Raw genomic sequence first — 18,251 nt, 5'->3', positions numbered from 1 at the left:
ACACCTTCAATTGTAATTGGAGGTGATTATGCCAGCTTATAAATCAGGTAAAAAAACTCAACAATATCTTACGGAATTTAAGGTAACTGCTGTCCGACTTTCGCTTCGAGAAGGAGCTACAGTTAAAAGCGTGGCGCTATCATTAGATATCCACCCTTATATGCTTTCTAAATGGCGAAAGGACTATAGAGAAGGGGTTATTATGGAAGATAAACGTAAGAAAAGGACTAAGATCCCGAGCCAGAAAACTGAGTCTAGTCGGATTGCAGAACTTGAACGTCAGAACGAACAACTTAAGCTCGAGAATGACTTGCTAAAAAAGTGGCAACGATTCGTTGCCCAAGAAAATCGACAAAATTCCGATTCATAACCCATTACAAAACGCGTTATTCCATTGTATTGATGTGCCGTTTTCTATCTGTTTCTAAGTCGGGTTATTACGCATGGCTTGATAGAGAACCAAGCCGCTACGATCAAGAAGAGCAGGCTTTGAAGAAGCGTATAATTAAAGTTTTTACCCAGAGTCGAGAGACTTACGGCAGCCCACGAGTTCATGCAGAACTGAGGCGCCAAGGCGTTTTGGTTAGCCGCAAGCGTGTGGCTCGGATCATGAAAGAGCAAGGGCTAAGAGCGCGAAGTTATCGCATTTACATGAAAATGGCCAAGCTACATCGGTTCTATCAATCGATTAAGAATATTAAAAAAGACACACCAAAACCAACGGCAGTTAATCAACAATGGTCTGGAGATCTAACGTATATAAAGCAAGGTAAACGTTGGATGTATCTAGCGGTCGTTATCGATCTTTACTCGCGTAAAATCGTCGGTTGGTCGCTTGGTAGTAAGAAGAGTACACAACTAACGATGAGTTCGTTGAGAATGGCAATTAGAAATCGAAAGCCACAAGAGCGCTTATTGTTTCATACCGACAGAGGCTCTGAATATCGAGCCCATGAAGTTCAAGCTTTATTATCAAAAAATGGAATTGTCCCAAGTATGAATCGACCAGGTCATTGCACTGATAATGCGGAGGTGGAGTCGTTCTTCCATACGCTCAAAGGCGACATAATTAGGAAAAATAGTTTTAAAAGTGAGAAGCAGCTTAGAGATAAACTTGCCGGTTATATCCAGCATTTTTATAACCGTTATAGACTGCACTCAAGTCTTGGATATCGAACCCCGCATGAATATGAAGTAGCGACGGGTTAAAGATAATAGGGTGTCCATTTTATCGGGTGAAGATCAGTACTTACACCCCTCGTTTGAAGCCACCAGTTATCGCAATAGAAACCTCATCAAATCGCTAGAGTCCTACAGCAATAAAGACCAAGTGAATTATCTTCATCTAGTGGACGGCGGAATTACCGATAACCTTGGCTTGTTGTCGGTTTATGAGATGTCGGAATATTTGCGTTACAACGATAAAGAGAAGCTCCAAAACTTACACAAAAACCAATCCGTGCGCCCGATTGCCATCATCTCAGTGGATGCTTCAACCCAACCTGAGTCTGGCATCGGCGATTCTATCGACATGCCAACCGTGAAACAGACGGTGGATGTCATCACCGATATCCAGTTGCACCGCTACAACGACACCACTAAAGATTTAATCGTCGACGAGTTAACGTCTTGGGCAGAGTTCTCCTCTTACGAAGGACATCAAGTTGTCCCGCATTTCATTGAGGTCAGCTTGAACAAAGTCGACGATGACGACACACGTTACTCACTCAATCAAATCCCGACTGATTTCACGATAGACAAACACAAGGTCGACTTGTTGATCGAAGAAGGCAATAAACAACTTATCTCCGATGCTGAATTTCAAACCTTCTTATCTTTTGGCAATAACAAATAATGTTAATCTAGTTGCTCATAAGCTCGCTAACCAGCAGTCATAACACACGTTAGAATTATATTTATACAAGGCTCATTATGGAATTTGAAAACAACGTCTTACACCTTGGGTCATTCTTTGCGGTGACCATGGGTATTGTGGTGCTATTTATCGGACGAAGGCTGAATCAAGTCATCGGCTTTCTAAAAGAATTCAGTATTCCAGAACCCGTATCAGGCGGGATTTTAGCGTCTCTGTTCTTTGCAGCGCTTTACGCGACGACATCGATAGAAGTTCAGTTTGATCTGTTCGCTCGCGATGTATTGCTGGTCTATTTCTTTACCACCATCGGTATCAACTCCAGCTTAAAAGACCTATTCAAAGGCGGCAAACCTTTGGTGATTCTACTCGTCATCACCATCTTCTTTATGATAATGCAGAACATTGTCGGTATTTCTGTCGCCTCAATGTTTGGTTTAGAGCCTGTCTTCGGCTTGTTGAGTGGCAGTATTTCATTGATTGGAGGCCACGGCACAGCAATCGCTTGGGCACCAAAGGTTGCAGAAGAGTTTGGTTTGGAAAGCGCGATGGAGATTGGTATCGCCAGCGCCACATTTGGGCTTATCTTAGCGAGTTTGATGGGCGGCCCGATTGCTAAGTTTCTTATCAAGCGTCACAACCTAAAGCCAGCGGAAGGCCAAGGTAACGCGGAAAGTTCAAATACAGACAAGCAGAAACAAGCGCTCACGTCATTTCAGTTTCTCGATGCCGTATTAGCGATTCATATCTGTGTCATCGTTGGCGCTTTATTGAATGAATTGATCAGCCAAACCGGGTTACAGCTGCCACTGTTCGTTTCTTGTTTGTTTGCCGGTATCGTAATTACCAACGCGATACCCGACTCTTACCCAAGAATATCAGGCACCAAATGGCCTACCCGCTCTCCTGCTATCGACCTAATTGCTGAAATATCGTTGAGTACCTTCTTGGCGATGTCGCTAATGAGCATGCAGCTTTGGACACTGATTGACTTAGCAGGCCCGATCTTTGCGATATTAGCAATGCAGCTTCTACTGGCTCTGGTCATCAATATCTTCATTGTATTCCCGTCTATGGGGAAAACGTATGATGCTGCCGTTGTATGTGCTGGCTTCGGCGGGATTTCTCTGGGTTCAACACCCACAGCCATGGCAAACATGTCGGCAGTAAGCCAAAAGTATGGACACTCAGTTCAAGCCTTCATCATTGTGCCATTGGTGTGCGCATTCTTCATCGATTTAGCCAACGCTCTGATCATTCCTTACTTCATGAGAATGATGTAGTTAGCTTTAATTTCTAGCAGGAACACCAATAAAAAGAGCCACTTCGTATTGAATGGCTCTTTTTGTTTTCATTAGTTTTGTTATCGATAACTTACAAGTAAAAGCTTATTGAATCGCTATCGAGATCTCGACTGCCGTTTCGCCTTTGTAAAACTCGAAATCAGTCGTGTAAGTTCGAGTATGTGGACAATCTGGATCGTTGAAATAAGCCCACACCTTTCCCCACAAATCGATAACCGCTTGCGGCAATTCACCTTCAGCCGAGAACGTTAAGTACTTACCTGCTTCGATATTGGTTTCAACTAGGTCAGCTAAATTGTTATCGGTGAGTGCATTGGTACACGCAACAACATCAAACTCACCAGTAAAATCTGATTGGTAATTGGTGTAGACGCCATACACCTTTGAGTCTGGTGTCAGCTTAGGAAAAACTTGATCGAAGAACCCTTGCCATAATTGCCCTATCTTCGCCTTTGCTGGGTCAACTTCGTCAGTGTTAGTGGTTCTTACTGAAAACCCGTACGCCTTTACAGCTTCAATCGTTTCTACTTTCATCTGTTTTCATTCCTTAACCAATGTCGCTATCATAACCTTAGATTAATTCTAATCTTGAATCTCTTTACGGCCACACTTTTCACACACAAGATGACGAGAAAACTCATCCATTGACGCGATAAACGGGCCAAGGAACCAGCCTTTTACGACGCCCGCCCAGAACTCGTGTCGTTTCTGGTTCGGTTTGTCTGCAAACGCACTTTTCTTTCTCACCAAAATCACAACGTGTTGTGTCTCTTCGCGACATTCGGTGCAGTAGCATTGCTCTATCGTGTGGTTCATATGGCACCTATGACGTTTTAAAGGATTTATGTTGAAAATGAGGATTGTCGACACAGACTTCTAAATCTGTAATTTCAGTTAACACGACAAGCTGTTCTTGACCTTCAACACTGACCTTGATGCACTCTTCTCGTGCTTGATTGCGCTTCGTATCTAATGCAACACAGACTAACTGCTCACCAGATTTCATTGTGAGTTTAATCGGGTACCTGTGCATACACACAATCTCAATATAATCGTAATCATTGCAACTAATCATAACCCCCCCCATTCATCCATCACGCTAATGCGAGACGCCATACTATGCAAACTGTTTATAATCAATCATTTACTCTTATCACATTGATCATGCTCTCTTAAGGTAAATCGGCTTTCTAATAACAGTTTAGAACCGATTCAACCATTCACGTTTCTTCTACTAACCCGTGCTTATTCTTTACCTGTTGAATAAAAATAAAGAATAAAACAATGAAAAACATAACCAAATTACACGTGTTAGCTTGCTTGGGTTTAGTCGCTTCAATGATGACATTCAGTGCAAACTCCGCCTCACTTGATGATGCAAGTCACTTCGCGAACGGCAAAGCAAAGTATCAACAGCTTTGTCAGGTGTGTCATGGCGATACAGGTTTAGGCGATGGCCCAACTGCTGCTTCTTTACCGCATAAGCCTGCCAACATTCCTAATAAACTTGGAAAGTTATTCACGACTAAAAACTCTCTGGCCGGCGACATACTAGAAGGTGAAGTCGAAAGCGGTATGCCTGCATGGCAAGGTATTATCACCAAGCAAGATGCCCTCGATATTTTGACTTACGTAGAGTCTATCCAGTAGTAAACGCTGTTCCATTCGCCTTTTGAACAGAGATTTAACGTAAAAGCGTTCGTTTTATTGCGCTATCTATTTCATTGATTACACTGAATTTAATGGATAGTGAATAATACGGAATGTTATGACTCTCAAACCCTTAGCGGCAAGTGCTCTTGTGCTTGTTTCTGCTACTTCACATGCTGTGAGTTTTATCGATCAAATCGATGGCCACTTAGATATGGGCGAATATCTGGCTGAAAATGCCTATGGTTTTCTGCCCGTTCCAATACTGATTACCGAACCGGCTGTGGGATACGGTGGCGGCTTCACTGGTATCTTTCTTCATGAATCAGAAGATCAGAAAAACACACGTAAAGAACTCGCAGAGAAATCGATCGATGGCGGCGCTCAGCTTTTAACTCCTGCGATTACCGCTGTGGGTGGCTTTGCGACAGAAAACGGCACTTGGATGGCGTTTGTTGGCCACAAACGCAGTTGGAAGGAAGACTCAATTCGTTACTTGGGCGGTTTGGGTTATGGCGATATCAACATGACTTTTTACCGTCAAAGCTCCTCCAATGCTTTAGCGCCTCTCGACCCCAATGAAGGGATTGAATTAGGGCTAAAAGGCATGGGCGGAATTCAAAAGCTACAATTTAGAATCCCTGAAACATCTTGGTTGTTGGGTTTCTCGCAGCAGTTTTTTGCACCAACCCTTTCAGTGAACAATCATCCAAAAGCACAAGAGATCCTAAGCAATATCGGTAACTCTTCACCGACCTCTTCCGGCTTGGGTTTAATTGCTGAATATGACAGTAAGAACAACTTTCTTAATCCCACTCAAGGCTATAACTATGTTGCAGAGTACTTGTGGTTCGGCGATGCAATCGGCAGTGACTACACGTATCAAACGTTTAATCTAGAGGGGTTAAACTACTGGGAATTAAACAAAGAATGGAATCTCGCTTTACGAGGTCAATATAAGTCGTTATCAACCAATGAACGCGTTCTCTCTCCTCAATATTACCCAGACATTGACATCAGAGGCATTGCCCGCAATCGCTATCAAGGTGAGCATACCTTTGCTGCCGAAGTGCAAGTCACCAAACAGTGGACACCGCGTTGGTCAACAGGCGTATTTACTGGGATTGGTTATGCTGGAGACAGCGATAACGACATGTTCGACCAAAGCTCACACTCTGCGTACGGCGTTGGTTTCCGTTACCTAATCGCAAGGCGTTATGGTCTGATTTCAGGCATTGATGTTGCGTTCAGTGAAGAAGATACCGCCCTGTACTTCCAAGTCGGAGCCGGTATCTAATTCAGTCGCATACTAATTCCATCGTAGACTAATTCAGCCACATGCAAACTCAATGGCATAACAGTGGATTACGCAGCGAAGCTCTTCCAATACTGATATAAGCCGTCGATATCTGAAGAGCACATTAAGGTCATGGCACCTTTGATTTGCTCTTCATTCCATTCCCACCATTTCATTTCTAATAGCTGAGCAATCTGAGCTTCACTAAAGCGATAACGGATATGGCGTGCAGGGTTCGAACCGACAATCGAGTATGGCGCGACATCTTTGGTCACCACTGCTCTACTCGCGATAATTGCCCCGTCACCTACTTTCACGCCGCTCATGATCATGGCTTCAGTGCCTATCCACACATCATTGCCAATCTCGGTATCGCCAGCCCTTTCAAAGCCGTCTGCCGCCCCTTCGAATTTTTCGTCATCTTGATAGAAAAACGGGAAAGTGCTCACCCATTGATTTTGATGTCCTTGGTTGCCTGCCATCATGAAGACTGCACCAGAACCAATCGAACAGTAGCTGCCGATGATCAACTTGTCGATGTCTGTTCTGTCAGGCAGCAGATAACGCGCACAATCATCAAAGCTGTGATTATGGTAATAACCCGAATAATAGCTGTGTTCGCCCACAATGATGTTTGGATTAGTCACTTGTTCTTTGAGTGACTTGCCAACAAATGGGCTTTCAAAATAGTTTTTCATGTTTGTACTCTTAGTTTCGTTCTTTTAGTTAGGTACTTTTGTTACGTGATGATGCTTTAATTGATTTCTTTAGTGTAAAGACTTCCGTGCGCTATCGACCGCCTGCAATATCAATAAATGAACCAGTCACATACGACGCCTCATCTGACAATAACCAAGCAATTGAATTAGCGACCTCTTCTGGTGTACCACCTCGTTGCAATGGCAATTGTGAAGCTAATCTATCAACTCGCCCAGGCTCCCCGCCGTCTGCATGCATCTCAGTGTAGATACAACCAGGCCTTACGCCATTGACTCGGATATTACGCGCAGCCAATTCAAGGGACAAGCCTTTAGTGAGTGAATCCATCGCGCCTTTAGATGCTGCATAATCCACATACTCAAACGGTGCGCCTGTGCGAGAAGCGGCAGACGACACATTAACAATCGAGCCCGCACCATCCGCTTGTTTGATAAAGGCTTTGCTACATAAGAAGCAGCTCGATACGTTCGATTTCATGACTTTTTCAAAGCGATCAATCTCAATATCGACCAGTGCTGATTGAGTAAACAAGATTCCAGCGTTGTTCACCAAGTGGGTAATTGGACCAAGTTTGTTACGAGCAATCTCGAACAAGGATTTAACGTCCGACTCCACCGACACATCCGCGCGCACACAGATAGCGGTTCCGCCCAGTTCACGAATCTCATTCACCAACTCGTCAGCTCTTGATTCGTTGTGTATGAAGTTGACACACACCGCATAGCCTTGTTTTGCTAATAATTTCGACGTTGCTGCACCAATGCCTCGGCTTCCGCCTGTAACGATTGCGACCTTGCTCATGAAATCTCCTAACTTGTTGGCTTGATGACTTGCTGACTGATAGTTATCTAATTGTTTTTATGTTTGTTATTTCTAACTCTACGGTTTAAGGGCCAATACTCTAAGAACGAACCGTCTAAAAGCTAACAGCCTATTAACTGACAATGCTGACCCGCTTAGCTGACAATGCTAACCCACTGCGATCGCCACTCTTGTGCAGCAAAACCATCTGGCCAAAACTCGGTTTGCTTTTGGATTAAGCCATCAACTACCGTATGAAAGGTAATAACACGTTCGTTTAATACACTATCAGTTACTGACACATCCGTGACTACCGTGTCACCCTCACAAACAATCGAGTTGAGCTCAAATTTCCAAACCCCATTCGCTGGGTATTCAGAATTGATTGCCGTGAAGTTATCTCTGCCCAGAGTCAATTCAGACGACTGCGGCCAATAACCTTGAAAATCTTCTGCTAGCCATTCACTGGCCTTTGCAAAATCGTTGGTGCGCATTGCATCCCAAAAACCTAATACCACGTCTTTTGGTGTCATTATTCTTCCTTAAATTAACTAGATTTAACCAAACGATATTGATTAAGCGTATTTGCCAATGATCATTAGAAGATCATCGACATTGTTTGCAATGTAATCGGGCTTAGTTTGCCAGTTTTCAGGTTCAGAACGGCTATAACCCGCGGCAACTGCGATCACTTTTGCTTTGTCGCCAAGTGCGGCTTCGATATTGCGAGCAAATTGCGTGTCCGCTTCGTGGTCACCGATATACATCAAACAAAGTTCATCGGTTTGAGCTTTTCCAAAGATGCTTTCAACGCACTTCATGCCACCAAATGGATGTGGTTTTTGGTTTCCATTGGATACATCGTCATAGCCGACAACCGATTTAAACAAATCACCAATGCCGTAACTGTCGAGTACACCACGAATATTCAATTGAGAATTTTGAGAACAAATACCATGAGGCAAATGAGCGAACTGATTAACCACTGTTTCCAAACCATGGAACAGTGCAACCGGCGTTTGATTTTTCTCTTGATGCTCAGCCCACATGCCACCAGCGATCAGCATTTCATCATGCGATAGACCGTAGTAGTCGACATACAAGGCTTGCCAGTTTTTAGCACCGTGGTTGGCTTCATGATAAAGAGCCTCGCTCAACAAATATTTCGGTAAATTATCACCGGACAAGTGTGGCGCGACCACAGAGATAATGTCTTTGGTGATTGCGATATTTTTGGGAACTGAATTGACCAAGGTTCCATCGTAATCCCACAGGATGGCATCTAACTTCATACACTATCTCTTTGTTTAAATTGACGATTTGAATTTATCACTCTAATCCCTATTGAGGGAAATCTTATTGTCTCTAATTTCAAACTTATTCCAAACCACGCAAAAAATTGAGAAGTTAACAAGCGGCTGATCGTTAGATCACAATCACTAAGGCCTCTTTGCTCACATCATTGCTTTATCAATTGGAATATATGCGTATAATCCCCCGCTCTATAACGCTACCCATCATTGGAATAGCGTCGTCCCAAATTTTAATGAGTACCCAATGTCGAAACTATTTTTCAAAGGCCGTATCGAAACAAGACAGAATCACGTTCTTGCAGGCTACAACGTAAACCGCGATGTTAAAGTGGGTACTGAAGAGTCACCAGTTGCGGTAATGGTTCAAACTGAAGCTCGCAAAACAGAAGTTGAAGCAATTGCAGCTGAGCATTCAATCTTCGTGACTGTATCTGTGGATGCAGAAAAAGAAGAAAACACGCTTGAGTTCGACACGTTACTAAACAAGCCAAAAACAATGACGTTCGAAAAAACACCTAACCGTAACGATCCATGTTCTTGCGGTAGCGGTAAGAAATACAAGAAGTGCTGCGCATAAGCGTTTCTGATTCCGCTACTCACAGTGTGATTGAGATAATTGAATTAAAAACGGGCAGATCATTACGATCTGCCCGTTTTTTATGTCCTGAGTGATTCTTTAAAGAATGCAGCGTTAATCAAGATTATCGGGCGTCCGTAAGTACGTTCCACACTTTGTGCACTTGTAGTCTCCAGTAGTGTTATTGGAGATGAGTGACGAAAAAATTTTCTGAAACAAACCCGGTTTTTTTTCTTCTTGAGGCGCTTGCTGTACTTGATTACTGAACATAGTGTATTTATGCAGTGTCAGTGTTTTGCAATTACAACAAAACGCTCTCGCCTGCTCACTTCCATACATAATATCTATAGTCCCTATCGATAACAGAAATTTAACGCATGCAAATATGCCACAAGTTGAATTTAAGCGAAATCGTTTTATAGAATCTTCTACATTCAAACCTTCAAAACCAGTATGAAAAGCCTCTCATCAACCAACGTGTTGGCGAACAAAGTTGTTCAGCTCCGCCACGCTCTTGATGATGTGAACGTTTTTATCTTCAGCACGTAATTCTAATCGTGCTCTAAAGTCGTCATTCCAAAATCTAGGGCACAACTTAAGTGTCTTATAACTTTGTATTGTCCCTTTAATGACTGAGCTTCCCTCTGGCCAACCTTCAGGTTTAACAAACAAGCCTTTCAACATACGTTTGGTGACGAACCAGTAGCTAAGTGGATAAGGAAGATCGATATAAACCAAAGTATCTGCCGCGTCTAAACGCTTGTTAAAGGAATCTAGCGGGCCAAAGCCATCAATGATCCAGCTTTCAGAACTTAGTATGCTTTCGTGCGCTTGTTCGAATACGTCACTGTCGACAAACTCGCCGTTCGCCTTATACACGAGGGAATCTAACTGATGAAGATCCACACCAGTTGCGGCTGCGAGCGCTTTACTGACGGTAGATTTTCCACTACCAGGCTTACCAAATACCGCTATTTTTTTCATATAACTTCCTTCTACTGAGATAAAACCCATAAGGCAGATACAAAAAACCCACCTTACGGGGTGGGTTCGATAAATAAAGCACATCAACAATCCCACCATTCCTATGGAATGATGATAATTCGTTGGTTAAGTTGCGCTAAATTCATTTTCATAAGATCACTTTTATATATCGTCGTTTCGTTGTCAATACGGTAAACAAATAAATCAGCATGTTTGACCAGATGATATAACTCGCTTTAATGAAATATGAGGTTAACTAAAATGCTGGTTTATGCCACGACTTCCGCTGAACAAGTCATTTTGATCTTAGGTTGTAGCATCAAACAAACATGGCAATGCTTTGCAACGGCTTCATTCGCGGCTTTCACAACATCAGCTTCTGAAATGCCATGTCCTTGAACCACAAAGTGTAAATTCGCTGATTTATATAAACGAGGCTCGTCGTCCGTTAATGTGTGAGTGACATTATTTTCTAAACGCTCTATCTCAAAGCCTTGCTCTTGCAGTATTAACACCACGTCTGTTGCGCTGCATGAACCTAATGCCGATAGTAAAACCTCAGTCGGACACGGCGCCGTTTTGCTGGTGGCATCGACGTTAAAATTGAAACCGCCTTCAGTTGTTACGCTAAATTGGCACCCTCCGCCCCACTTCACATTGATACTCATACTTTCTCACTTACTTTTTCATATCAGATTAGATACAACTCAGAGCTGTTACTTGGATAATACAGAACAAACCAAAGGTTGCATCAAGATGTCATCACTCTAATGCCAAAAATCGTGAATAACCCACCCGTCACGTAATCCATAACACCAGAAATACGAGCATAAACACTTTTGGCTGAATGATGGGAAAATGCCATCGCTAAAAACAAATGCCAAACCAGCGTGATTGAGGACATCGTAAACATAATTGCCAGTATCATCGATGCACTCATATTTTCAGGCATAGAGACACTAAATAGACTGACGACAAAGAAGCCAGTTTTGGGGTTAAGAATACTCGTGATGAACGCCGACAAAAACACCTTCCTCTTCGATGGTGAATGACGCTGCGTCTGTTCACTCACCTCAGAAAGCTTCTTGGTTTTACGGCTAACATAGATTTGGCGTAGCCCTAAATACACTAGGTAACAGCCACCAACGACTTTCATAAGATTAAACAAGTTAGGGAAATGGGAGAATAGGATCACTAACCCTGAACCACCAAAGAACGCCCACAAGAGTATGGCCGCACTGACCCCAAAAGCAGAAAACATCGCGAGTTTGCGATCATAATTCAGTGCCGTATTAATCGTTAATAATACGTTTGCCCCCGGTGTCGCGACAGCAAGCGTCCAAATCAACGTCACATGAAAGAGAACTACTGCATATTCCATTACATCACCCCAGCTCAGAAAGCCTTTAATCATTGTTAGGTTTTACCAAAAGATAAACATTAGAGAAAGTAAAACTGAAGCGCGTAACTCGAGCTTACCTTACACTCACTCTTTCATGTTTGTCAGGTACTTAAATACAATTCTTAGATACTTAGTTAGTTACTTGGATACTTGGATAACTTGATACGGCAATGGGTGTAATACGCTTCCTCTCCAAAAGGAGAAACAGCCAATTCCGTCGCACCATGATTGGTATAGGAATCAAACTCATCACTCTCTTGTTGCAGGCGTGCATATAAACCTTCGACTATTGTGAGTTGATGTTTACAGTCTCCGCTCTCTCCTTGTTTGTAGGCCAAATACACTTCTTGAAATAGCTTAGCGGCTATCGCACAGTGCATTTCTTCATGACGATACAGCTGCCCCATATAAAATTTAAACTCGTCCACCGCTTCTCGATTGGCTTGCGAACGTTGAATTTGAGGCAAAGTATATGTGATGCTGACGTCCAATTTAGACAGCTTGCAGGTTTCACTATTGTGAGAGGTTTTATATTGCCAATTAGTTAGGCCATCGAATCCGCTATCCTTCAAGTGCTGAGGCTTGTCCTCACGAAAGGAGCGCTTAATCTCATCAACGGTATTTCCGGTCACGGTATAAGGTTGGTACTCAACACTCAGAGAATAACCTAAGGGCAAAGTTTCACTCATTGCCATATGGCTAAACATAATAGAGTGGCTAAACACAGCCCATACGCTCGCTCTCAAAGCCTTTGATATTTGACTATTCATAGTTCCTCATGAAATATTAAAACAAGAGTAGAGCGATTATCAGTAGTATCTCGCGTATCGATTGGTGCTTAGTTCGTTCCCAGTATTAAAAATAGGTGGGTATTGAGTTTTCACAAACGACTTTTTCGTTTGAGCATCACATACGAACAACACCTATATGATTTGCCCTTTCATTATGTGTTGCGGACCAGCTTCACCACCTAAGTACTTTTCATTGGTATCCATGAATCCACCCTTTTTGTAACAACTGACTGCCCCTGGATTCTTGCAATTAACGGTCAGGTAAATCGAGTCGTATTCGGTGTAGTTATATTTCAAATAAGGAAATAGCGCCTTCACACTACCCGTTCCTATGCCGTTGCCCTGCTGATTTTTGTCGACAGCGAATGCTCTTAATCCCAAACCACGTTCAGAACAAAAATCATACCCAGCGGCATACGCAGTATCTAACTTAAAAAAACCAACAACATCGTCATTGTGTTTGATGACGTGCAAATGAATCGTTTCATCACTGCCACTCAATAAAAACGCCTCTGCGGTTCCTGCGAACTTGATCTGGTCATCGGCTAATTGAATGTTTTTGACTCTCTCAACATCCAACGGCTTGAGTCGTTCAACGGTTATCATAAATGCTCCATGCTTTCTGGTTACGGGTTACTGGTTAGATAATATTTTGGCTTATTCTCTAAGAGAAGTTGGAGTAATACTGTGGCTCAAGCGCTATTTCAAAAAACCTTTCTTTGCAGAATCTTCCAGCTGAACTTCAAGTGCATCCCACAACGTGTTACTGCCCTTGGATATCCGTTCACCATTAAAAGTGAGCACTTTGTCTTTAGAGATATTGTGCTTCTTCCAACTATGACCGCCACCGTGGATGTTATGTAATAAGGGAGGCACCCTATCAATCGCTTTAGCAAACTTCGACTCTGGAGACTTGCCTTCTTCAAACTCTAACCACAACTGTAAATACTCATCACGAAGATCATTGGGTAACGATTGGAATAAGAGCTCAACACAATTACGCTCTTTTAACTTATTTTCTTCCGTTTCGCTGGCGTAAATAATCGTGTCTCCCGCGTCAATCTCCCCTAGGTCATGAATCAGGAGCATTTTAACGACACGCGTTATATCAATCGTCTCATTCGCGTAGTCTTTCAACATCAAAGCACTTAAGCACACATGCCAACTATGCTCAGCTGAATTTTCATAGCGATCCAGCCCTACCGGTTTCGTTTGGCGGTGGACTGATTTTAGCTTTTCAATTTCAACCATAAACTGAAGGACATTATTGATTTCTTCCATGAAGCATTCTCCTAAATCGAGTATTAGTTAGATGGGTGTGAGTGATGAAGATCTGCTGTGCACAACGTCATCGTCATTTCAGAGATCGATTGCCCATCGATACGATAGCAATCTGACATTTCACCAATGATTGAAAAGCCACATTTTAAATATAAATTTTTCGCTGGAATGTTATCTGAAAGCACGTTGAGGTCGAGCCAATCTATTCCTTGAGTATCTCGACAAAACTCGACGGCCAATTCAATCAACTTACGTCCTAACCCTTGTTTTCTGACGCTATGATCAACGCCCATACCTAAACAAACGCGGTGGAAACTATACACCCAACATTGTGGCGTAAATCAATGTGGCCAAATATATGACCAAACGAGTCTGTAACGACCCAAAGCTTTCGCCAGCCTGATTCACCGATTGAAACTTCGAAGCCGTTTCTAAACTTAGCTTTGAGAGAATCTGAAACACGACAGTCGTGTTTAGCAATAGGTTGGAAAAGTGGAGAGTCGTCGCCAGCATTGTCTAAAAGCTGCACGTCTAAATACTGATAGAAGTTTTCTAGATCTGATATTTCTGCTTGTACTATTTCCACCTGTCTTCCTTGTTTTATATGATTACCGCTTCAAATATTCGAGCCTATTAGAGGCCAAACATGGCAACCTTTAAGTGCCATGCCTTAAGTGTCAGATTATACGTATTTCTAGAAGTATTTATCTAGTGTCTTGTAGCGTAATTTATAGGACGTATGTAAAGAACGCCCCATAAATTGACTTATTAACGACTTGTTGCGTTTATCTCTTTGCCATCGGATGGTCAGGGTTTAACTGAAGTAAGTCCCAAAGGTTTCCATATAAATCTTCGAATACAGCAACGGTGCCGTAGTCTTGTTCTTGTGGATCTCGGACAAAGTTAATCCCTATTGATTTCATATGCTCATAATCACGCCAGAAATCATCGGTATTCAAGAAAATAAATACGCGTCCACCCGCTTGATTACCAATAAAATCATGTTGTTCTGGCTTAGAAGCCTTTGCAAGCAATAAGGTAACACCGTGAGAATTCAGTGGAGCAACCACAACCCAACGTTTGTCTTGTTCTGCCTGATAGGTGTCTTCAATAAGTTCAAAATTCAGCTTATTTACATAGAAATCGATGGCTTCATCGTAATCTTTAACGACCAATGCAATGTGGACAATATTTTGCTTCATGTTCTTACCTAGTGTGTAAAATTTTTAGTTTTTAGAATCCGTTCATTATACGCAAGGTTTGAACTTTTTTGTCATTCCTTGGCAAGAAGGAGACACAAGTTTGTAGCCTAATTTCTCATAGAATTCAGGTTCATCAACCAAGCTATTCTCTTTCAAGAAACCTGGCCATTTTATTCAAAGCGATTAAAGCATTATCTAGCTCATCTCTGTTAATTCCTTCGGCACCTTGAGTTGCCCACACAGCTTGTTTCTTATCGAGTAGATTATAGGTTTGCTTACCCTTGTCAGTGAGTTCCACGAGCTTCGCTTTCTTATGATTCGGATTATCTAACCATGCCACCAACTCGTCTTTAACCATGACGTCAACAACACGCTGAGTGGCTTGCCTACTTTGGCCCATAATACGGCTAATTTGTGACACTGTGACTAAGTCAGTTGATTTTTCAATCGCTCCCATCACCTTCCATCGTGCACTACTCAGTCCAAACTCTTCCGTTATTTTATCGCCTTCATTGTTCAATAAACCACTTACCTTAAAGATCTCTAAAGCAATCTTAGTAAAGACTTCTCCATTCGTATCCACAACGCCTCACTTTGACAACATGCTGTCATTAATTTAAACTCAACAATATTGACAATATGTTACCAAAATAACAAATGGAAGAGAACAATATGAAACCAATAATCCACCGACTTGCTGCAATGGTTGCTACGTTATGTGTTGCAACATTCTTTTCTTCAACCTTGATTGTGGAACTGACTGGGACTTCAGAGTCGATACAGCTGGTTAAGTCGCTAATCGTATTTCCAGGGTTATTCATTCTGGTCCCAGCGATTGCAGTTACGGGCGCAACAGGTGCAGCAATGGCTAAGCACCGAAAAGGAAAAATTGTTGAACGTAAAAGTAAACGTATGCCAATCATTGCGTTTAACGGAATCTTTATTTTGATCCCAGCAGCCTACTTTTTGAATCAATGGGCGAGTTCTGGAGAGATGGATGCAGTCTTTTATGGCGTTCAAGCGTTAGAACTTATTGCTGGGGCCACTAACCTAACACTGATGTCTTTGAATATTATGGATGGTCGAAAATTCCGCCCCAAAAAGGCCAAATCTTAAGTATCCCTCAAGTTGGCGTTATCAAGGTGAAAGCACTCATAAAGCCTTTCACCTCATAAGGTATCTACCCGATTCGTTTGTCATCACTTTAACCAATTCGCATATTCAGGTTTGGTGTCTTTCATATCCAAATACAGCCAGACCATTCTATCGACAAACCAAGCCTTAAATACTGCAATCCATAGGTTACCAAAGACGACTAAGGTTAAGTCTAAACTCCATAAGCCATATACAAATACGGGCAAGCCTAGCCCAGTTAAAAACTGAAGAACCAGAATCGGTTTTACATGATGAAGAGGAATAGGCTCAACGTTACGATTCAGATAGATACGCTCGCCAAACGTACCCATTGAAGCCCAGTTGTTTGTTGTGTCAGGAGCTTGGAATAACCTCGGATTAATCCATACCCAAAGGAAAGAGGCTAATATTGCCAGTACAGAATAGATTCCGATCCAATCTCTAGACCAAAAAGCGAGAGAAATCAATGGCAGAAGAGTAAATCGAGTATAAACACTCCATGGATTAGAGTGCTTATGCCAAGTGGATTCGTCCATCGACATGAGCTTTTCTAATTGTTTGATGATATCCAAATGACTTCCCTTGAATTGTTAACGTATCAGCCGTGAACAATGAACCACGAACAGAAAGCGACGCTGCTTATGAACTCAAGCATTACACGACCACTTAAACGTTAAAAACGATTCGAACGTATTTTGTGATATCACAGGGTGAACTTGTATCACCCTATAGGCTTAACACCTTCCGGGAGTCGTTCATTCATTGATTTGTAAAGACAATTTATTTTTAACCACCATTAATTCTTAACGGCCATTAGTTTTTAACGACCACTAATTCTTAACGAATAGCCATATTGGCAGCCATGGCTAATAGTAATACCGCGAAGATTTTTTTGATCGTTGGAACGGGTAAGTAATTGGTCGCTTTTGCCCCTAAAGGTGCAGTGAACCATGAAGTACAAACAATACCCAACAAGGCTGGTAGATAGACAAACCCAGCAAACCCCTCCTCTAAAGCAAAGTGAGCCGTACCTGAGCTTATGTAACCTATCGACCCAAACAACGCGATGACAATACCGCAGGCAGACGCACAACCTATGGCCTTTTTCATATCGAGTGAGAAGAACGTCAGTAAAGGCACCAATAACGCGCCACCACCGATGCCAATCATGGCTGATAACCCGCCAGTGATCGTCGTAAAAAAGGTTAACAATGCTTTATTGGGTAGTTTACGTTCTTTAGAGGCGTCACTTTTACTGCTTAGGAACATCTTAATTGCGATGAGCACAACACTCACGGTAAAGACCAAGCGAACCACTTGCTCTGGCAAAAGTGCCGCCATAAAACCACTGACCAGTGCGCCTAGAGCAACACCCGACATTATCCATGGTGCAAGATTCCATGGCACGTTACCATTTTTGTGATGGGCAATCGCAGACGATGTTGATGTGAATAGTATCGATGCCAATGATGTTGCAATTGCAACGATCACGACCTGATCTGTTGGTAAAGATCCGAAATGCAGTAAAATACTACTGAGTACCGGGACAATAATTAGTCCCCCACCGATACCCAATAACCCAGCTAAAAAACCTACACCACTGCCAAGTATCGCGCAGTATAAAATCAACAACAGCCATTCACTCATTCCGCTTATTTCCTTATATATTTTAGGGGCTAATTTGCGACATAAATTCAGTTACGATCGCATTCAGCAAATTAATATAACTGACGGTCGCTTTATTTTTCAAACGAATACATCATGAATAATCCTCATGTTGAATGTGAAAGAAAACCATTATTAACCTTTCACTGAAGCACGTATAAATAATCCCATAGCAAAAACATTATTGAATTTAATTCTTAAATCAGCTCGCTGCCTCAAACCAATATCTGTGCAGGATACTGACTAAGAAATCAAAA

The 18,251-nt window shown here is 42.3% G+C and carries 25 protein-coding genes and 2 pseudogenes; 7 read left to right on the top strand and 20 right to left on the bottom strand.

Features of this window, described 5'->3' with window-relative positions:
• Positions 1–28: 28 nt before the first annotated feature.
• The 3 genes from QUF19_RS08475 to gltS all read left to right on the top strand — a co-directional run bounded on the left by QUF19_RS08475 (position 29) and on the right by gltS (position 3,156).
• Positions 29–1,209 (top strand): IS3-like element ISVisp1 family transposase gene (locus QUF19_RS08475; RefSeq protein WP_286298566.1). Its coding sequence is split into 2 segments (ribosomal slippage): positions 29–314 and positions 314–1,209, totalling 1,182 coding nucleotides; the frame shifts between segments, so codons are not numbered across the junction.
• Positions 1,210–1,219: 10 nt separating this feature from the next.
• Positions 1,220–1,855 carry a hypothetical protein gene (locus QUF19_RS08470; protein WP_286298684.1) on the top strand — a complete coding sequence of 212 codons (636 nt, stop codon included), beginning with the start codon at positions 1,220–1,222 and terminating at the stop codon, positions 1,853–1,855.
• 77 nt (positions 1,856–1,932) lie between these two features.
• Positions 1,933–3,156 carry a sodium/glutamate symporter gene (gltS, locus tag QUF19_RS08465; protein ID WP_286298682.1) on the top strand — a complete coding sequence of 408 codons (1,224 nt, stop codon included), beginning with the start codon at positions 1,933–1,935 and terminating at the stop codon, positions 3,154–3,156.
• A gap of 105 nt (positions 3,157–3,261) precedes the next feature.
• On the opposite strand, the gene QUF19_RS08460 is transcribed toward gltS, so the two are convergent.
• From QUF19_RS08460 to QUF19_RS08450, 3 genes are read right to left on the bottom strand one after another with little or no spacing between them, the layout of a single operon-like run.
• On the bottom strand, positions 3,262–3,711 hold the full coding sequence (locus QUF19_RS08460; RefSeq protein ID WP_286298679.1) for a GyrI-like domain-containing protein: 450 nt from the start codon (positions 3,709–3,711) through the stop codon (positions 3,262–3,264).
• A gap of 48 nt (positions 3,712–3,759) precedes the next feature.
• Positions 3,760–3,993: a hypothetical protein gene (locus QUF19_RS08455; RefSeq protein ID WP_286298675.1), complete on the bottom strand. Its 234-nt coding sequence runs from the start codon at positions 3,991–3,993 to the stop codon at positions 3,760–3,762.
• A 7-nt stretch (positions 3,994–4,000) separates the two neighbouring features.
• A complete protein-coding gene (locus QUF19_RS08450; protein ID WP_286298674.1) occupies positions 4,001–4,252 on the bottom strand; it encodes a Rho-binding antiterminator in 252 nt (83 codons plus the stop codon).
• Between the two features lie 209 nt (positions 4,253–4,461).
• Between QUF19_RS08450 and QUF19_RS08445 the strand changes: the two genes are divergently transcribed.
• Both QUF19_RS08445 and QUF19_RS08440 read left to right on the top strand, forming a co-directional pair.
• Positions 4,462–4,827 (top strand): c-type cytochrome, encoded by a 366-nt coding sequence (locus tag QUF19_RS08445; RefSeq protein WP_286298671.1) that lies wholly within the window; start codon positions 4,462–4,464, stop codon positions 4,825–4,827.
• A 118-nt stretch (positions 4,828–4,945) separates the two neighbouring features.
• The gene (locus QUF19_RS08440; protein ID WP_286298668.1) at positions 4,946–6,124 is read left to right on the top strand and encodes a BamA/TamA family outer membrane protein; all 1,179 of its coding nucleotides are present in this window, start codon (positions 4,946–4,948) and stop codon (positions 6,122–6,124) included.
• A gap of 68 nt (positions 6,125–6,192) precedes the next feature.
• Here QUF19_RS08440 and catB read toward each other — a convergent pair whose 3' ends face one another.
• From catB to QUF19_RS08420, 4 genes are all read right to left on the bottom strand, one after another.
• The gene (gene catB, locus QUF19_RS08435) at positions 6,193–6,822 is read right to left on the bottom strand and encodes a type B chloramphenicol O-acetyltransferase (protein ID WP_286298665.1); all 630 of its coding nucleotides are present in this window, start codon (positions 6,820–6,822) and stop codon (positions 6,193–6,195) included.
• A 91-nt stretch (positions 6,823–6,913) separates the two neighbouring features.
• The gene (locus QUF19_RS08430) at positions 6,914–7,645 is read right to left on the bottom strand and encodes an SDR family oxidoreductase (RefSeq protein ID WP_286298663.1); all 732 of its coding nucleotides are present in this window, start codon (positions 7,643–7,645) and stop codon (positions 6,914–6,916) included.
• A 155-nt stretch (positions 7,646–7,800) separates the two neighbouring features.
• Complete coding sequence (locus QUF19_RS08425; RefSeq protein WP_286298660.1) at positions 7,801–8,178, bottom strand: nuclear transport factor 2 family protein; 378 nt, start codon at positions 8,176–8,178, stop codon at positions 7,801–7,803.
• A 42-nt stretch (positions 8,179–8,220) separates the two neighbouring features.
• Positions 8,221–8,937, bottom strand: coding sequence for an HAD family hydrolase (locus QUF19_RS08420; protein WP_286298658.1), 717 nt, complete (start codon positions 8,935–8,937; stop codon positions 8,221–8,223).
• 265 nt (positions 8,938–9,202) lie between these two features.
• Here QUF19_RS08420 and QUF19_RS08415 point away from each other — a divergent pair, with 265 nt between their 5' ends.
• Positions 9,203–9,535, top strand: coding sequence for a PBPRA1643 family SWIM/SEC-C metal-binding motif protein (locus QUF19_RS08415; RefSeq protein ID WP_192888679.1), 333 nt, complete (start codon positions 9,203–9,205; stop codon positions 9,533–9,535).
• Between the two features lie 114 nt (positions 9,536–9,649).
• On the opposite strand, the gene QUF19_RS08410 is transcribed toward QUF19_RS08415, so the two are convergent.
• The 11 genes and pseudogenes from QUF19_RS08410 to QUF19_RS08360 all read right to left on the bottom strand — a co-directional run bounded on the left by QUF19_RS08410 (position 9,650) and on the right by QUF19_RS08360 (position 15,778).
• A complete protein-coding gene (locus tag QUF19_RS08410; RefSeq protein WP_286298655.1) occupies positions 9,650–9,874 on the bottom strand; it encodes a hypothetical protein in 225 nt (74 codons plus the stop codon).
• A gap of 129 nt (positions 9,875–10,003) precedes the next feature.
• Positions 10,004–10,519 carry a P-loop NTPase family protein gene (locus tag QUF19_RS08405; RefSeq protein WP_286298653.1) on the bottom strand — a complete coding sequence of 172 codons (516 nt, stop codon included), beginning with the start codon at positions 10,517–10,519 and terminating at the stop codon, positions 10,004–10,006.
• A gap of 269 nt (positions 10,520–10,788) precedes the next feature.
• Positions 10,789–11,187 carry an OsmC family protein gene (locus QUF19_RS08400; protein WP_286298651.1) on the bottom strand — a complete coding sequence of 133 codons (399 nt, stop codon included), beginning with the start codon at positions 11,185–11,187 and terminating at the stop codon, positions 10,789–10,791.
• An 83-nt stretch (positions 11,188–11,270) separates the two neighbouring features.
• Positions 11,271–11,900 (bottom strand): LysE family translocator, encoded by a 630-nt coding sequence (locus tag QUF19_RS08395; RefSeq protein WP_286298649.1) that lies wholly within the window; start codon positions 11,898–11,900, stop codon positions 11,271–11,273.
• A 155-nt stretch (positions 11,901–12,055) separates the two neighbouring features.
• Entirely contained in the window at positions 12,056–12,691 is a 636-nt protein-coding gene (locus QUF19_RS08390; protein WP_286298647.1) for a DUF922 domain-containing protein, read from the bottom strand.
• 153 nt (positions 12,692–12,844) lie between these two features.
• On the bottom strand, positions 12,845–13,318 hold the full coding sequence (locus tag QUF19_RS08385; RefSeq protein WP_286298645.1) for a GNAT family N-acetyltransferase: 474 nt from the start codon (positions 13,316–13,318) through the stop codon (positions 12,845–12,847).
• Between the two features lie 93 nt (positions 13,319–13,411).
• A complete protein-coding gene (locus QUF19_RS08380; protein WP_286298643.1) occupies positions 13,412–13,993 on the bottom strand; it encodes an HD domain-containing protein in 582 nt (193 codons plus the stop codon).
• Between the two features lie 23 nt (positions 13,994–14,016).
• Positions 14,017–14,579: pseudogene (locus QUF19_RS08375) on the bottom strand (GNAT family N-acetyltransferase).
• A gap of 199 nt (positions 14,580–14,778) precedes the next feature.
• A complete protein-coding gene (locus QUF19_RS08370; protein ID WP_286298641.1) occupies positions 14,779–15,195 on the bottom strand; it encodes a VOC family protein in 417 nt (138 codons plus the stop codon).
• Between the two features lie 45 nt (positions 15,196–15,240).
• Positions 15,241–15,336 (bottom strand): annotated as a pseudogene (locus QUF19_RS08365) (GNAT family N-acetyltransferase); the annotation flags it as partial.
• Position 15,337: 1 nt separating this feature from the next.
• Entirely contained in the window at positions 15,338–15,778 is a 441-nt protein-coding gene (locus tag QUF19_RS08360) for a MarR family winged helix-turn-helix transcriptional regulator (RefSeq protein WP_286298639.1), read from the bottom strand.
• Between the two features lie 89 nt (positions 15,779–15,867).
• Here QUF19_RS08360 and QUF19_RS08355 point away from each other — a divergent pair, with 89 nt between their 5' ends.
• On the top strand, positions 15,868–16,311 hold the full coding sequence (locus QUF19_RS08355; protein ID WP_286298637.1) for a hypothetical protein: 444 nt from the start codon (positions 15,868–15,870) through the stop codon (positions 16,309–16,311).
• An 83-nt stretch (positions 16,312–16,394) separates the two neighbouring features.
• Here the strand turns inward: QUF19_RS08355 and QUF19_RS08350 are convergent, their stop codons facing one another.
• Both QUF19_RS08350 and QUF19_RS08345 read right to left on the bottom strand, forming a co-directional pair.
• Positions 16,395–16,901, bottom strand: coding sequence for a DUF6653 family protein (locus QUF19_RS08350; RefSeq protein ID WP_286298635.1), 507 nt, complete (start codon positions 16,899–16,901; stop codon positions 16,395–16,397).
• 265 nt (positions 16,902–17,166) lie between these two features.
• The gene (locus QUF19_RS08345; RefSeq protein WP_286298632.1) at positions 17,167–17,976 is read right to left on the bottom strand and encodes a sulfite exporter TauE/SafE family protein; all 810 of its coding nucleotides are present in this window, start codon (positions 17,974–17,976) and stop codon (positions 17,167–17,169) included.
• Positions 17,977–18,251 lie beyond the last annotated feature (275 nt).

Source organism: Vibrio sp. FE10 (assembly GCF_030297155.1).
In the GTDB taxonomy this organism is placed as follows: Bacteria; Pseudomonadota; Gammaproteobacteria; order Enterobacterales; family Vibrionaceae; genus Vibrio; species Vibrio apostichopi.
The sequence above is the reverse complement of the archived record's forward strand: the minus strand, read 5'-3'. Positions and strand labels throughout refer to the sequence as shown.

Coding starts and splice junctions, on each gene's coding strand:
- gltS (WP_286298682.1), top strand. CDS start 1,933: ATGGAATTTGAAAACAACGTCTTACACCTTGGGTCATTCTTTGCGGTG.
- QUF19_RS08460 (WP_286298679.1), bottom strand. CDS start 3,711: ATGAAAGTAGAAACGATTGAAGCTGTAAAGGCGTACGGGTTTTCAGTA.
- QUF19_RS08455 (WP_286298675.1), bottom strand. CDS start 3,993: ATGAACCACACGATAGAGCAATGCTACTGCACCGAATGTCGCGAAGAG.
- QUF19_RS08450 (WP_286298674.1), bottom strand. CDS start 4,252: ATGATTAGTTGCAATGATTACGATTATATTGAGATTGTGTGTATGCAC.
- QUF19_RS08445 (WP_286298671.1), top strand. CDS start 4,462: ATGAAAAACATAACCAAATTACACGTGTTAGCTTGCTTGGGTTTAGTC.
- QUF19_RS08440 (WP_286298668.1), top strand. CDS start 4,946: ATGACTCTCAAACCCTTAGCGGCAAGTGCTCTTGTGCTTGTTTCTGCT.
- catB (WP_286298665.1), bottom strand. CDS start 6,822: ATGAAAAACTATTTTGAAAGCCCATTTGTTGGCAAGTCACTCAAAGAA.
- QUF19_RS08430 (WP_286298663.1), bottom strand. CDS start 7,645: ATGAGCAAGGTCGCAATCGTTACAGGCGGAAGCCGAGGCATTGGTGCA.
- QUF19_RS08425 (WP_286298660.1), bottom strand. CDS start 8,178: ATGACACCAAAAGACGTGGTATTAGGTTTTTGGGATGCAATGCGCACC.
- QUF19_RS08420 (WP_286298658.1), bottom strand. CDS start 8,937: ATGAAGTTAGATGCCATCCTGTGGGATTACGATGGAACCTTGGTCAAT.
- QUF19_RS08415 (WP_192888679.1), top strand. CDS start 9,203: ATGTCGAAACTATTTTTCAAAGGCCGTATCGAAACAAGACAGAATCAC.
- QUF19_RS08410 (WP_286298655.1), bottom strand. CDS start 9,874: ATGTATGGAAGTGAGCAGGCGAGAGCGTTTTGTTGTAATTGCAAAACA.
- QUF19_RS08405 (WP_286298653.1), bottom strand. CDS start 10,519: ATGAAAAAAATAGCGGTATTTGGTAAGCCTGGTAGTGGAAAATCTACC.
- QUF19_RS08400 (WP_286298651.1), bottom strand. CDS start 11,187: ATGAGTATCAATGTGAAGTGGGGCGGAGGGTGCCAATTTAGCGTAACA.
- QUF19_RS08395 (WP_286298649.1), bottom strand. CDS start 11,900: ATGGAATATGCAGTAGTTCTCTTTCATGTGACGTTGATTTGGACGCTT.
- QUF19_RS08390 (WP_286298647.1), bottom strand. CDS start 12,691: ATGAATAGTCAAATATCAAAGGCTTTGAGAGCGAGCGTATGGGCTGTG.
- QUF19_RS08385 (WP_286298645.1), bottom strand. CDS start 13,318: ATGATAACCGTTGAACGACTCAAGCCGTTGGATGTTGAGAGAGTCAAA.
- QUF19_RS08380 (WP_286298643.1), bottom strand. CDS start 13,993: ATGGAAGAAATCAATAATGTCCTTCAGTTTATGGTTGAAATTGAAAAG.
- QUF19_RS08370 (WP_286298641.1), bottom strand. CDS start 15,195: ATGAAGCAAAATATTGTCCACATTGCATTGGTCGTTAAAGATTACGAT.
- QUF19_RS08355 (WP_286298637.1), top strand. CDS start 15,868: ATGAAACCAATAATCCACCGACTTGCTGCAATGGTTGCTACGTTATGT.
- QUF19_RS08345 (WP_286298632.1), bottom strand. CDS start 17,976: ATGAGTGAATGGCTGTTGTTGATTTTATACTGCGCGATACTTGGCAGT.